This is a genomic window from Haloarcula marismortui ATCC 43049, assembly GCF_000011085.1.
GTDB classification, from domain to species: Archaea; Halobacteriota; Halobacteria; order Halobacteriales; family Haloarculaceae; genus Haloarcula; species Haloarcula marismortui.
Map to the genome: position 1 here is coordinate 2,863,817 of NC_006396.1, position 13,189 is coordinate 2,877,005.

Below are 13,189 nucleotides of genomic sequence, written 5' to 3' on the forward strand. Positions count from 1 at the left end.
CGACCGACGTGACTGTATGGTCTCACCGGTTACTGACCAGGCTACCCGAACTGAGTTCTCACTCGCTTGCAGCGATGTTTTCGGCGGCTATCTCTGGGTTAATTTCGCCCTGTAGCCGTTCCTCGGCCTGATCGCGGTCTTCGGGATAGCCGATATCGTTCCGCCAGCCGTCCATGCGGATCGCGTCGATCGTTCGCCCGGAGTGTAACAGGAGGTCAATCGCATCACTGATCTCGTACTCGCCGCGATTGGAGGGCTGCACCAGATGGCAGGCGTGGAAGATAGCTGGCGTGAACGTGTAGAACCCAGTCATCACAAGGTTTGACGGCGGCTCTTCTGGCTTTTCGACGACTTCGGTGATCTCACCGTACTTGTTGGTGTCACAGACACCGTACCGCCCGGCTTCTTCCCACGGGACTTCCTCAACGAGGAAGGCGGCGTCGGCACGTTCCTCCGCCTGACGGTTGACGACGTCTTGGAGGTTCGCTTCGAAGATGTTGTCGCCGAGCATCAGCATGAAGTCGTCGTCAACGTGTTCCTCGACGGTCAGGAGTGCATGGGCAAGGCCGTTCTGCTCGCGTTGGTGGGTGTAGGTAATCGGAACACCATCGAACTCGTCCTCGTAGTGATTAATGATGGCCTGCTTCTTGTAGCCGACAACTACCAGCAGTTCGTCGGCGCCTAGCTCGATCAACTGCTCGAAGCAGTGGGTCAGAATCGGTTTCCCCGCGACCTCTACCATCCCCTTTGGCTTGTCTTCGGTCAGCGGGCGGAGACGGGTCCCCTCACCAGCGGCAAGTACGACAGCTTTCATATCTCTCAATTCGTTGGCCGTCCGATAAAACTCTTGTCGAATTATAAGATCCGAATTATAATATCCGCTCCTTGACTACTGCCGCCCGATGAACCTCAGCATTGTCGGGAGTGGATACGTCGGGACAACGGTCGCCGCGTGTCTTGCGGATCTCGGGCACGAAGTCGTAACGATAGACATCGACGAAGACATCGTTGACGCAATCAATAACGGCGAGTCGCCGATACACGAACCTGGGCTTGACGAACTTGTCGCCGAACACGGTGGTGGGCGACTCCGGGCAAGTACCGACTACGAAGAAATACTCGACACTGAACTGACGATGTTGGCGCTTCCGACACCATCGAACGACGATGGAAGCATCGACCTCCAGTTCATGGAAGCCGGTGCGGCATCTATCGGTGAGGCGCTGGCCGGCACTGAGAACGCGGCAGCGGACCCGCATCTCGTCGTCACGAAGTCGACTGTCGTCCCGAACACGACCGAGGATCGGCTCGCACCACGTATCGCTGACGCCGGTCTCGAACGCGGGGCGGACTTCCTCGTCGCGTCCAATCCTGAGTTCCAGCGCGAGGGGACGGCCGTCGCGGACTTCCTGAATCCTGACAAACTCGTCTTCGGGACGGACGACGACCGCGCAACGGCCCTTCTCAATGACCTCTACGCGCCGCTACGCGAGGCTGCTGACGGCGACGTGCCGGTTGTCGAAACCGGTATCGCCGAGGCCGAGATGATAAAGTACGCCAACAACACGTTCCTCGCGACGAAAGTCAGCCTCATCAACGACATCGGGAACATTTGCAAGGAGTTCGGCGTTGACGCCTACGAGGTCGCCGATGCTATCGGACTGGACGACCGGATCGGCGAGCAGTTCCTCCGAAGCGGCGTCGGCTGGGGTGGCAGTTGCTTCCCGAAAGACACGGACGCCATCATCGCCGCGGCGCAGGAGCAGGGCTACGACCCCGCTGTCCTTTCCGCGGCCGTGGAACTGAACGACGCGCAGCCAGAGCGGCTCCTCTCCCTCATCGATGACCACGTCGACGTATCCGGCAAACGAATCGCTGTTCTCGGGCTGGCATTCAAACCCGGGACGGATGACATCCGAAACACGCGAGCTGTTCCGGTCATCGAGGGACTGCAGGAGCGTGGCGCAGACATCGTCGCCTACGACCCTGTTGCCACCGAGAATATGCGCGAGCGCTATCCCGACATCGAGTACGCCGACTCAGCTGCGATCGCTCTTGAGGGTGCGTCCGGCGCTGTTGTTGTCACTGGCTGGGACGAGTTCGGAGCGCTCGACGCTGAATTCGATGAGATGGCTGCCCCTGTCGTTGTTGACGGCCGACGGAGCATCAAGCGGCGCGACGGCATCACTTACGAAGGATTGACCTGGTAGTGCGGTTAGCGACGCACTCGCATTTGTCTGTCAAGGACTGCGACTGTGCCGGCAGCGAGTACTGCCACCACGAGCACGGTCGGGTCCGAAGACACGTATAGGCTCGGCGTCGGCGGCTGCCAGTTCGTGAACGGGTACAGCCACGCGCTCGCTCGTCCGTCGGCGTACACTCGCATCCCATCGAGTAGCAACGACGTGAGGCCGCCGAACGTCACGAGGCCGAATACTCGTCTCCAGCGTCGTCGCTCGAATGCGACGGTGATGACTCCAGTGAGCAACAGGACTCCGCCGAGTGTAGAGACAGGCATATAGGTGAACGGAACGCCGAGAAACGCTTCGACTACCCTCTCGTTTAGCACGATTCCGACCTTTACCAGATCGGGAATCGCCGCACCGCCCATCCCAACGACGACCCAGCGCTGATCGAGCCAGTCGACGCGCCAGCTCGCTACCGTGAGAAGGATATATGGGGCGAGCAGGTGTGTTAGCAGGTCAGCCATCGCGGGCCTCCAGCGTCCACGCCTCTCGGTCGATGCGCCAATACCGGACGAACAGCAGCAGGAATCCCAGTGCGCCGATAGCCGAGGCACCGTACTTGTAGAACTCGGCCCACCGACTGCTGTTGACAACTTCGACGCGCTCGGCCGCTATCGTCTGCGCTGGTTCGAGCGTCCCGTACACCTGGACGACGCCACCGGGTTCGACGGCTGTTCTCGTCTCAGTGACCCTGAGTGTGATTGCCGTCCCATCGCTTTCGGCCCTGATTCGCATCTCGCCTTCGTTGGTCTCTGTCACCGTCCCAAACACCATGAGCTGTTGTCCGACGTATGACTCGTATCCGGCCGAAAGGTCCGCAGCATCCGGATACGGTGACCGTTCGTCCTCTGTCAGTTCCGCGTGGATGCACAGTCCCCCGAGTGTCAGACACAGCACAAGCATGATGACGACACGGACCCAGACGCGCACATCCTCTGTTCTTTCGGTGGGTAGAATGGTCGTTTTGCTTCAGAACTACGGCGTGCCTGTCTCAGAAACTCACTCGACAGTGACGTTGCCGCCACCGTACACCGTCTGTTCTGTGACTTCGACGGTCGTTTCACTTCCGCTATCGGTCGTCACCGTGTACGTCCCAGGGTTTGCGACGGTAACAGTGAACGCACCGTTCCGGTCGGCTGTCGTCTGGCGTTCGTAAGCTATCTCTCTGTCCGAGACAGCGACCGTCGTTTCGACCGAAACGGTTGCATTCGGGGCCACGGAGCCCTTTACCGTCCCACCGGGGACGACCGCGAACGCCTTGTGGCTCCCGTCTTCGCTCGTGAATATTGGCTGGTAGTGGGCCAATCCACCCACATCATCGCCCCGGCTTCCGAAGCGCTGGTGTAACCGAGTGTACATCGTGGTCGGTCCCTCAATGTCTGCCTCTGTCGTCACGACATATCCGACTCGGTTGGAAATCCGATTATGGGCCTCATCAGGGTCCGTCGCTGCAATGAACGGTCCGTACGTCTGGCGAGCGTAGCTGTAGCTTCGTGACTCGCCGTTGACGAAGTAGTTGTACACGCGGTTCTGTCCCCAGCGGCTGAGGACGTAGTTTTCGGAATATTCGAGACCGCGCTCGGCGGCGTCTGCTTCGATTGCCGTCGCCGCGTCGTACGTCCCGTCATCGACGAGTACCTGACTCGTTTTGACTGGAACCTGCACCATCCCGAGGGACCCGAACAACAGGAACAGCACGAACAGCGACGCAACCGCGCGGGTGTCTGGAACGAGCACGTCCCGGAAGTCCCTGTCACCAGTCGTTAGTACTGGACGGGCGAGGTCGACCCACGAGGCGGCCCAGACGAACGCGAGGCCGGCGAACAGCGCGAGAAACGTGGCCAGCTCGCCGACGAAACGGACTTGAATCACGGCGAGGACGAGCAACACCCAGGCGTAGCTACTGACGACGAGCCAGCCGCTTTGGTCGCTCCGAGCGAGGTTGATTCCCCACACCATCGCTGGAAGCGCCACGAACAGCGTCAGGCCCAGCAGGAACAGGAAGCCAAAGGCGTCTGCGCTGAACAGGCCGTACGTCTCGGCGATCGCGTCGGACCGAAACAGCGTATCGAGCCGCCTGTCGAACGTGCCCCACTGTTCTGTGAAGCCAAAGCGGAAGACAAGCAGGCTGATGACGCCAAGCCCGATATCGACCACAGCTAGTTGCCCGGCAGTGCCACCGAAGCGTCTGGCTGCTTCTGCCGTCGCAATGACGGCGACAGTGCCCAGCGTCAACAGTGCTGGCGCACTAGCGACAAGCGCAGTTTGCCAGCCGGTGATAGTATGGACACCGCCAGCGAGTAGCGCACCGAGGCTAACGCCGGCAAGAACTGGTGCGTTTCTGACCAGTGCCGACCGGTCGTTAGACACGTCAAGAAGTGTCTGGCCTAATACGACCAGACTGGCCGGCAGAACAAGCAACGGTCCGGCCTCCCACGCAAGCACTTGGCCGGCAATCCCGACACCAATGCCGACTGCGGCGATCCACGGCTGTGGTTGACGAAGCGATGTTCGATTCGTGGCTGTCGTTAGCGCGACCACGAGTGCAAGGGCAGTGAGTCCCAGCCAGGGATAGTCGAAGGCGTGGTGGTCCGCGAACCCGAGGCTCGTCCGGAAGGCGTGGCCGGGAATAAACGCTAGAAAGAGGACCGATGCGAGACCGACACGCCGGTCGCCTGACACCCGAACTGCGAGCAGATAGAGCAGGACGCTCGTAACGAGTGCTGACACGACCGGATACCAGGCGAGAACGTGGCCAATAACTGGGTTGCTCCCGCCGAAGAGGCTGGCGACCCACCAGAGCGTCGCGATCGTGAGTGGCTCCCCATTGGCTAATCCACCTGGGAGCACGGAGAGTGCCCCGAAATCGGCCGCGCTGCCGGCGTTTGCCGCGACCTGTTCGACGTGATACCTGTAGTAGTAGGGGTCGTTGCCCGAGAGGACGATGTCGCCGCCACGATATATCGACCCGATGACGTACGTTCGGGCGACGAACACGACCGCTAGGGCAGCGACGAGCAGGCCAGTTGCTCGTGTATCGAAATCAAAACGTAGCGCGTCACCGAGCGCTAGCCCCTGCCCGCTGTCATTACTGACCTCGGAGTCGCCGTTAAGCGCGGCCCGCACAGCGTCGGGATCGGCGACGCGGTACTCGTCACCGTCCTTCTCGACGATGCCAGCGGAGACGAGTTCGCCGAACTGGCCCGAATCGATGGGAATGTCGTCGAACGTCCAGCCGTCCTGCTCGTCGTCGACGGCCAGAACCACTTCCGTCGCATCTCGTAGCTCGGGCCGGTCATCAAGTACCGCTCCCGCCCCGGGCGTATCGCTCATGTATCTTCTCTTTCCGGTCTGGCGAATAAATCCATCGAGACTCGTCGTCTACGTGTTCGCCGACTCCAGCGCCGTCCGAATCGCTGACTCGACGTCGTGTTCTGGCGTCCAGCCCAGAGCGGCGGTCGTCCGCCCGGTATCGACCGTGAACGAATCGACGAGTGTCTCGTCGTCGCCCCGTGGGTTCTCGACCAGCTCCACGTCGGCGTCGATGTCGGCGATATCGGCGGCGATGTCCCTGACAAGTTTGGCGACGGTGTGAACGCTCGGGTCCTCGTCGCTTGCGATCTCGTATTTTTCGACGCCGGTCTCGCCGCGGTCCAGTTGCTCCAGTAGCCGTTCGCAGCTATCGACGTAGGCCCGGGCCACGTCCTTGACGTGAATGAAGTTCCGGGACTGCGTTCCGGGCTCGTAGACGGTCAGCGTCTCGCCAGCGAGCGCGCGGTTCACGAAGAAGTTGATAACGGTCCCCTTCGAGACGGTCTGGCCGTCTATCTCGTGGCTCCCATAGAGGTTCGATATCATGAACTGGTGGGCAGGGAACGCGCCGTCGGCGTACGTCTCGACATCGCGCTCGTTGAGCAGTTTCGTTCGGCCGTACCAGTTCAGCGGGTCCCGTGGGTGGTCGACTGTAATGGGGAATTCCTGTGGGTCGCCGATGACGGCCATCGAGAACGGGAAAATCAGCGCTGCGCCTGTCTTGCGGCAGAACCAGGCGACGTTGTCCGTTCCCTGTACGTTCACTTCGTACGCTAGGTCTTGTTTCTCCTCGCAGTCGTCGACGCCGGACACCGCCGCGAGGTGCATCACGACGTCGGCCCCGTCTAGCGCCGCTTCCAGACGGTCCCGGTTCCGGATGTCGACGTGTTCGATATCGACATCGCCGACGGACTGCACGGTACCGAGATAGAAGTTGTCGATAGCGGTGATCTCCCAGTCGGGGTGGGCCTGCTGTAGTTCGTAGATGACGCGGCTCCCGATGTAGCCTGCACCGCCGGTGATGGCGATGTGTGGCTGTTCGCTTGTAGGTTCTGTCTCAGACATTGGTGGTGAATTTCTCCGCGAGGTCGCGGACGCCCTCGCGGAGCGTCCACGATGGTTCGAAGCCGGTCTCGCTCAGTCGGTCAAAGTTGACATGATACGACGGACCGGGATGCTCGTCTTCGAGGTAGGTCACGTCGACCGGGGCGACCTCGTCAGCGACGATGTCGGCGATCTCCGAGATCTGGTAGTTCGCGTCCATCGACCCGACGTTGTACACTGGTTCGTCCCAGGAATCGGGATCGCACGCCGCCTCCGCGTAGGCACGGGCAGCGTCCCGGACATGGATGAACGGCCGCCAGTTCGAGCCGTCGCCGTAGACGGTGAGCGGGCGGTCGGTGAGCGCGCGGAACACGAAGTAGTTCACGACGAGGTTGAACCGGATGCCCGGCGAGTGGCCGAAGTTGGTAGCCATTCGCAGGGCGGTGCCAGTCATATCGAACTCCTCGCAGTACTCCTGCAGTAGCGTCTCGGACTGCAGTTTCGTCTCCGCGTAGGGGTTGATCGGGTCCGGGTCGACTGTCTCGTCGATGTCGGTGCTGGTCGCGCGGCCGTAAACGTTACACGAGGAGGCGAAGACGACGTGGTCGACACCGAGCTTGCCGGCCGCAGTCAGGACGTTCTCGGTGCCGTCGTAGTTGATGGCGAAGGTTTCGTCGCGGCGTTCATGTGTGCTCGACGCGCCAGTGATGGCAGCGAGGTGGATGACGCGGTCGACGCCGCGCATGGCGCTCTCCACGTCGCCGTACTCGCGGATGTCGCCCCGGCGAAATTCGAGCCCGTCCCCGACTGTCCCCAGCAGCGCCCGCGGCGATCCTGAGGAGAGGTCGTCGAAGACGACGACGTCGTCCACGCGGTCGTCCGCACGGAGCAGCGGTATCAGCGCGCTGCCGATGTAGCCACAGGCCCCGGTGACCAGCACGTCCATTGTCAGTCCTCGCTCAGGACGCCCGGGAGGAAGCGGTCCTCGTGGGCCTCGATGGTGTCGGCGTAGCGGGTCAGCGTCCCGAAGATATCGTCGACGCCGTCCTCGAAGGACTGTGACTGGCCACCGATGAGGTCGGCGTACCGGTCGTTTTCGATCTCCATCTTGTGGGTCTCGTCCTCGTCGCGGGGGTTCTCGAAGTGCTCGACAGCAACATCGAGGTCGTACTCGCTGCCCACATCTGCAATCGTCTCGGCGATCTCGACAATGCTGATGGCGCGTGTGACCTGATTGTACACCGTCAGGCCTTCGGGGCGCTCGTCGGGGTCGGTCAGGGCCACTTCGGCTAGCCCTTCGACGGCGTCCTCCAGCGAGATGAACGGCTTGCGCTGTTCGCCTTTGCCATATACCGTGACGGGATAGCCTGCGACGGCCTGCGCGCAGAAGCGGTGGGTAACCGTCCCGAAGTAGTAGTCGAAGTCGAAACGTGTCTTGAGCCGGTCGTCAGCGCGGGTTTCCTCGGTTTCGGTCCCGTAGACGATGGCCGTTCGCACGTCCGAGATCGGGATGTCGAACTGCGTGTGAGCCAGCCGCATGTTCTGTGCGTCGAAACCCTTCGTCGCGTGGTACCAGCTCCCGCCCATGTTGGGGAACGGTACCTCGTCGCGCTCGCCCTGGTTCTCCATCGTCGACCCGCCCTCGGGAATCGGGAACTCCGGCGCGCCGTAGACGCCCGTCGTCGTCGTCTCGACGAAGTGGGTGTCGGTGAGGTCGTGTTCTTCGAGGCCCCACAGGAGGTTCCGCGTCGCTTGGAGGTTGTTGTGCTGGGTGTAGTTCGCCCGCTCGCCGTTGATCTGGGAGTACGGCGCGGACGGCTGCGCGGCGGTGTGGACCACGACTTCTGGTTCGTGGACCGCCAGCAGTTCATCGACGAAGGACTTCTCGGCGAGGTCGCCCTCGACGAAGGAGAGGTTCGTCAGGCCGTGGACCTCGCGGGCCGCGTCGAGACGCTCGTCGATACTGGCAACCGGTGTCGCGCTCGTCGCGCCGACGTCTTCAACCCACCCTCGTCGGGCGAAGTTGTCGACAAGCAGCACTCGCTCGTCCGTTCGGTCTGCGATTCGCAGCGCGGCTGGCCACCCGACGTAGCCGTCGCCGCCAGTGATGAGGATAGTCATAGTTACTCAGATTATGAGTAACCATGACGCGTAATCAGTCTTCTGGTTAGTTGCCTCCCTGCCTCGTCCAGCCCGACCGCTCGTGTGACACCTGACCCCGCTCACGGAAGCGACAGCCTCCCTCTACTGGCCGATATCGAACCGGTCGAAGTGCTTGAAGACGCACTGGTTCGCGTCCGCCGGTGGCTCCGTGACGACGCGACACGCGTCATGCTTGTCATCGACTGCTATCTCTGCCTCGCTCTCGGGCTCAACTCGGTAGATGATCGGTATCGTGTGTCAGGAGTCGATGTCAAAACAGGGTTTGGTGTGTTTTCGAGACAGGTGGCGAACGTCTCTGCCGGGATACGTTCGTCGTGAAGGTCCGTGTCTTCGGCCTTCGGTTCACCAGTGAAACTGCTCCCAATCTCGCTGTTTCGCAACCGTTAAAACTGACCCTGTCCTCTATCCAATCGCTATCGCACGGGCCGGTGGGGTAGCCTGGTATCCTTCGGCCTTCGGGTGGCCGTAACCGCGATTCGAATTCGCGCCGGCCCATTTTTCCAACGCAATTACTAAATAACGACAGTACCGTCCTCTGCGATTCCGCTCAATAGTCGGTCTGGCCGCGAGATACCTGATAGGCCTGGCCGCGGAACCGGAACCGACGTGTGTCTACATTGTGGCCAATGCCGTTGTTCACGACTTGCTCGTCGGTCTCGACGACGACGCGGTCGACATCATCGGTCAGGAACGGCAAGGCATTGCGGAGACCACCGGGGCGGCCGGCGAACCGAGCGCTTGCCATCACCTGTTCGGCGAGAACCCGCTCGCTCGCGCTGTCGGTGCGAGTCAGCGAGAACGTCGCGTCGGCTGGCCGTTCGCCGTCGCCGTGGCGACCAGTCGTCACCGTGACGGTATCACTGTCTCGGGCTGTCGACACCCCGTCGATCGGCGTCACCGCAGCGCTGTCGCCAACCAGTTTGACCAGGGCACCACTTTCGGTCGTCGCGTGCCCGTAGCCGGCAACGATAGCGTATTCGCCGCCGCCGAGGTAGCCCTGCGTGAGGCCATCGCAGGTGCAGTCGTCGGTGCTGCACCCGACTGCCTGCCCGTTGAACGCCCGGAGGCCCCACTGGTCCCGGCCGCCCGGTTTCAGGATACGACAGTCGGCGGTGTGGACTCCTGGCGCGATGTGGAACCACTCGCCGCCGACGAGTTTGTAGAGGTCCCAGTGGCCACACTGCAGTCGCCCGTGGCTGTTGTTGACCATCTCGAAGCCGACTTGGGTATCAAGCGTTGCGCGCTCGGTACTGGGCCGAGCAAAGGCCGGGGTCACCCTCTCTGCTTCGTGGAACCATTGGACGCCGCCGTCGCCAGGAAGCGGTGGGAGCGACCGGCCAGCGAACCGGGACTCAGTTTCCGGGCCGGGACTTCGCGTATCCCAGACGGAAACCGAGAGGGAGTCGCCCTGGCCGCGGAACTCGTAGGACCCGGTTGGCCGCCCGGACTGGCCCGGCTCGCCGACGAGGGCGTACTCCAGTTGGACCCATTCACCGGGGGCCAGTCGGTGGATGTCGGGCATCCACGGACCGACGTCGTCAACGCGCCAGTACCCCTCGGCTGTCCGGCCGAGCGAGGGCACTTCGTCGGCAAGTTCGTTGTTGGCCGTGGGTGCGAGATGGAGGCGTGCTTCGTGGTCGTAGCCGCTGGGTTGGCGGCTGTGTGTCCGTCCGACCCCCGGAATCCACTCGATCCTGAACGTGTTCTCGAACTCGTTGCCGTTCTGGAGCCAGCCGCGAACCGTGACCGGATGGGCGTCGGTCGCCGTCTGGTCGAACCAGAGTCCGACATGTCCCCTGTCGGCGGTGTGGAGTCCTGCCGAACTGAGGGCGTAGGTTCGCGGCCCGGTTTCCAGTTCGATGACGGTCGTCGGATTGTCTGGTCGCAGCGGGTTACCGGTGTCCGCCGACCTCTCTGTCCCGCTGTCGTTCGCATCGGTTACTGACTGCGTCGGGCGCGGAGCGGGCGTTACGTCGGCAGTCTCGTCTGAGCCGGGGGTCCCGAACGAACAGCCGGCGAGCCCGGCCAGCGCACCTGGGACTGACGCGAGGAGGGCACGTCTGCGCATGGGCAGCGATTCGTCGCTCTCGGTAAACCCTTTCTGGACGCTCAGACGGGGTTTGTAGCGTTCTTGGAACTCAATTTGAGATGGAGCCGCCTGACTGCGTCTCTATAGCCCCGACTTTTCGGATTCGGGCTGTCATCCTTCCGCGAACATCTCAACGACACGGTCTAGGTCGGGCGACAGTTCCTGCATCACGTCTGTCGTCGTGAGAATACCGACGCCGTCGGCCTGTCCGTCGACTACGAGTCGCTTGATGCTGTGCTCGACCATCGTATCGATGGCTTCCTCTAGCGGGGCACCGGGGTCAATCGTCTTGACCGGCGTCGTCATCAGATCACCAACTGGCGTCGTATCTGGGTCCATCCCATCGCGGAGGCCGGCGATAATGTCCGTTTTCGTGAGTATACCTCGTCCATACTCGGTTTCGACGACAACAGACCCGACCGCTTCGGACGCAAGGAGCTTCGAAACGTCGCGGACGGCAAGCTCCCGGTCGACGGTCTTCACTGGCTTGGTCATCACCTGCTCGACCGGTGTGTCAAGTGAATTCATAGCACTAGTTAGCAAACACACATAATAAGTCATTTGACTCCCGCAATCGGTGCTGACGTGGCCTTACCAGTCAAAGTCTTCGTGAATCGCCAGTCCCTCCTCGTGACATATCGGCCCGGCGACGTCGGTGATGCCGGCGAGGATTTCACCAGAGCGGACGGACTCCTCGTGGCCGCTGAACTCACCCATCTCGTCGCTGCCGACGCTGTACACGACTCGGCCGAGGCCGGCGTACCGGAGCCCGCCGGCACACATCGGGCACGGCTCGGTGCTCGTGTACATCACTGTCTCTGCCCGCTCGTCCGGGTCAAACTCCTGCATTGCTCGGTGCGCCAGCTGGAGTTCCGGATGGCGGCGCACGTCCGATTCAGTGAGGACGCGGTTCGATGCCTCCATCACAACCTCGTTGTCACGAACGAGTACCGACCCGAAGGGCCGGTCGCCGCGGTCGACAGCGGTCCGGGCCAGCTCGAAGGCGCGTTGTATGTGCGTTTCGTGGTCGAATTCGTCGAACTCTGACATAGGCATACCATCGCTTTGACCCGCAGTCGGAAGTAGGCACGGCGGGGGAGAGCTTGGGGTCGTGACCGCGAACTGACGGCGGTCAGACCGTTCCCAACACTGCCGACGCCGCGTTTCCCACACTCGACCACGCGACGGTTCAGTCTGCGACACGCTGGTCGCTCAGGGTCACATCTGTCCCGCGTTGGCACATGCCAGAGCGTATGCCTGTCGGCTCACAAACACGAACTATGCTGCGGACCGCAATCGTCGGCCTGGGCGATGTCGCACACTGGCATAAGGCCGCAATCGAGACGACTCCCGGTGCAGTTCTGACTGCGGTCGCCGATATCGATTCACAGCGAGCCGAGCGCGTCGCTGCCGCATGGGACGTGTCCGGGTACACCGACCTGCAGCGGCTGGTGGCGTCCGAAGCGGTCGACTGGGTCCACGTCTGTACGCCGCTGCAGACCCACTTCGACCTCGCGATGGCCTGTATCGACGCGTCGGTCCACGTGCTGGTCGAGAAACCCTTCGTCGCCACCAGAGCGGAGTTCGAACGGCTTACCGCTGCTGCAGACCGGGCCGACGTTCGGGCGACAGTCGTCCACAACCAGGTGTACTACCGGCCGCTACAGACCGCACTTCAGCGTATCAAGCGTGGCGACCTCGGGCGGCTCCACAGCGTCGCCGTTCACTGGGCGGAGGACATCGACCCGACGGTTCCGGGCCGCGGGGACTGGGTGCTCGACCTCCCCGGCGGCGAGTTCGGTGAGGGCATCGTTCATCCGATATACGTGGGGTTGCGCGCGGCGGGCAATCCCGCGGACGACGCCTCGGTCGACATCCGACGGTGTCGTACGACTGCTGACGACGTTGCCTTCGATGGCATCGCCGTCTCGTTCGTGACGGCCGAGGATGTCACCTGTACAATACAGCACCACTCGAACGTGCCTGACCGCCGTCGCGTCGTTTTTACCGCGGAGTGCGGACACCTCACCGTCGACATCGGGACACAATCGCTCCGGTACCACCGCCACGGCTACGGCCCTAACTCGCCGTACGACCTGCCGATGCTTGCCGGGGCGCTCACCGACCTGCGAAACGCGGCCCGTACGACCGCCAGCGCAGTCCGTGAGACAGTCAAGACGCGGCTCTCGTCGTCGTACTCGACCCACGACACACATACGCCGGTCGTCCGTCGCGAAGCACGGGCAATCGAACACGGCGGTGAGGGGCCGACGCCGCGAGCGGAGGCCGACTGGGCCAACCGGCTGTTCACCTCGGTTGCCGAACTGTGAGTCCT

General features: G+C 62.4%; 13 protein-coding genes and 1 tRNA gene. 4 read left to right on the plus strand and 10 right to left on the minus strand.

Translation table 11 applies throughout. The features are described 5' to 3' along the window. Positions 1–58: 58 nt before the first annotated feature. The gene (gene aglF / locus RR_RS18370; RefSeq protein WP_004964383.1) at positions 59–814 is read right to left on the minus strand and encodes a UTP--glucose-1-phosphate uridylyltransferase AglF; all 756 of its coding nucleotides are present in this window, start codon (positions 812–814) and stop codon (positions 59–61) included. 88 nt (positions 815–902) lie between these two features. Between aglF and aglM the strand changes: the two genes are divergently transcribed. Next, complete coding sequence (aglM, locus tag RR_RS18375; RefSeq protein WP_011224687.1) at positions 903–2,210, plus strand: UDP-glucose 6-dehydrogenase AglM; 1,308 nt, start codon at positions 903–905, stop codon at positions 2,208–2,210. Positions 2,211–2,215: 5 nt separating this feature from the next. On the opposite strand, the gene RR_RS18380 is transcribed toward aglM, so the two are convergent. The 6 genes from RR_RS18380 to RR_RS18405 all read right to left on the minus strand — a co-directional run bounded on the left by RR_RS18380 (position 2,216) and on the right by RR_RS18405 (position 8,723). After that, a complete protein-coding gene (locus RR_RS18380; protein WP_011224688.1) occupies positions 2,216–2,710 on the minus strand; it encodes a metal-dependent hydrolase in 495 nt (164 codons plus the stop codon). Further along, positions 2,703–3,176, minus strand: a complete 474-nt coding sequence (locus RR_RS18385) for a hypothetical protein (protein WP_049939092.1) — start codon at positions 3,174–3,176, stop codon at positions 2,703–2,705. The genes RR_RS18380 and RR_RS18385 overlap by 8 nt, the downstream gene beginning before the upstream one ends. A 69-nt stretch (positions 3,177–3,245) precedes the next feature. Beyond that, the gene (locus RR_RS18390) at positions 3,246–5,579 is read right to left on the minus strand and encodes an STT3 domain-containing protein (protein WP_011224690.1); all 2,334 of its coding nucleotides are present in this window, start codon (positions 5,577–5,579) and stop codon (positions 3,246–3,248) included. Positions 5,580–5,627: 48 nt separating this feature from the next. Then, positions 5,628–6,623, minus strand: a complete 996-nt coding sequence (locus tag RR_RS18395; protein WP_011224691.1) for an NAD-dependent epimerase/dehydratase family protein — start codon at positions 6,621–6,623, stop codon at positions 5,628–5,630. After that, the gene (locus RR_RS18400; protein ID WP_011224692.1) at positions 6,616–7,548 is read right to left on the minus strand and encodes an NAD-dependent epimerase/dehydratase family protein; all 933 of its coding nucleotides are present in this window, start codon (positions 7,546–7,548) and stop codon (positions 6,616–6,618) included. The genes RR_RS18395 and RR_RS18400 overlap by 8 nt, the downstream gene beginning before the upstream one ends. Before the next feature lie 2 nt (positions 7,549–7,550). Beyond that, entirely contained in the window at positions 7,551–8,723 is a 1,173-nt protein-coding gene (locus RR_RS18405) for an NAD-dependent epimerase/dehydratase family protein (protein ID WP_011224693.1), read from the minus strand. 84 nt (positions 8,724–8,807) lie between these two features. On the opposite strand from RR_RS18405, the gene RR_RS18410 reads away from it, so the two are divergent. Next, positions 8,808–9,083 carry a hypothetical protein gene (locus tag RR_RS18410; RefSeq protein ID WP_049939093.1) on the plus strand — a complete coding sequence of 92 codons (276 nt, stop codon included), beginning with the start codon at positions 8,808–8,810 and terminating at the stop codon, positions 9,081–9,083. 104 nt (positions 9,084–9,187) lie between these two features. Beyond that, positions 9,188–9,260, plus strand: a tRNA-Pro gene (locus tag RR_RS18415). A 52-nt stretch (positions 9,261–9,312) separates the two neighbouring features. On the opposite strand, the gene RR_RS18420 is transcribed toward RR_RS18415, so the two are convergent. The 3 genes from RR_RS18420 to RR_RS18430 form a co-directional block, all read right to left on the minus strand. Next, positions 9,313–10,833: a hypothetical protein gene (locus tag RR_RS18420; RefSeq protein WP_011224695.1), complete on the minus strand. Its 1,521-nt coding sequence runs from the start codon at positions 10,831–10,833 to the stop codon at positions 9,313–9,315. Positions 10,834–10,965: 132 nt separating this feature from the next. Continuing rightward, positions 10,966–11,382: a CBS domain-containing protein gene (locus tag RR_RS18425; RefSeq protein WP_004964229.1), complete on the minus strand. Its 417-nt coding sequence runs from the start codon at positions 11,380–11,382 to the stop codon at positions 10,966–10,968. Between the two features lie 63 nt (positions 11,383–11,445). Further along, positions 11,446–11,910 carry a nucleoside deaminase gene (locus tag RR_RS18430; protein WP_011224697.1) on the minus strand — a complete coding sequence of 155 codons (465 nt, stop codon included), beginning with the start codon at positions 11,908–11,910 and terminating at the stop codon, positions 11,446–11,448. 224 nt (positions 11,911–12,134) lie between these two features. On the opposite strand from RR_RS18430, the gene RR_RS18435 reads away from it, so the two are divergent. Further along, the gene (locus tag RR_RS18435) at positions 12,135–13,184 is read left to right on the plus strand and encodes a Gfo/Idh/MocA family protein (RefSeq protein WP_049939094.1); all 1,050 of its coding nucleotides are present in this window, start codon (positions 12,135–12,137) and stop codon (positions 13,182–13,184) included. Positions 13,185–13,189 lie beyond the last annotated feature (5 nt).

Coding starts and splice junctions, on each gene's coding strand:
- aglF (WP_004964383.1), bottom strand. CDS start 814: ATGAAAGCTGTCGTACTTGCCGCTGGTGAGGGGACCCGTCTCCGCCCG.
- aglM (WP_011224687.1), top strand. CDS start 903: ATGAACCTCAGCATTGTCGGGAGTGGATACGTCGGGACAACGGTCGCC.
- RR_RS18380 (WP_011224688.1), bottom strand. CDS start 2,710: ATGGCTGACCTGCTAACACACCTGCTCGCCCCATATATCCTTCTCACG.
- RR_RS18390 (WP_011224690.1), bottom strand. CDS start 5,579: ATGAGCGATACGCCCGGGGCGGGAGCGGTACTTGATGACCGGCCCGAG.
- RR_RS18395 (WP_011224691.1), bottom strand. CDS start 6,623: ATGTCTGAGACAGAACCTACAAGCGAACAGCCACACATCGCCATCACC.
- RR_RS18400 (WP_011224692.1), bottom strand. CDS start 7,548: ATGGACGTGCTGGTCACCGGGGCCTGTGGCTACATCGGCAGCGCGCTG.
- RR_RS18405 (WP_011224693.1), bottom strand. CDS start 8,723: ATGACTATCCTCATCACTGGCGGCGACGGCTACGTCGGGTGGCCAGCC.
- RR_RS18420 (WP_011224695.1), bottom strand. CDS start 10,833: ATGCGCAGACGTGCCCTCCTCGCGTCAGTCCCAGGTGCGCTGGCCGGG.
- RR_RS18425 (WP_004964229.1), bottom strand. CDS start 11,382: ATGAATTCACTTGACACACCGGTCGAGCAGGTGATGACCAAGCCAGTG.
- RR_RS18430 (WP_011224697.1), bottom strand. CDS start 11,910: ATGCCTATGTCAGAGTTCGACGAATTCGACCACGAAACGCACATACAA.
- RR_RS18435 (WP_049939094.1), top strand. CDS start 12,135: ATGCTGCGGACCGCAATCGTCGGCCTGGGCGATGTCGCACACTGGCAT.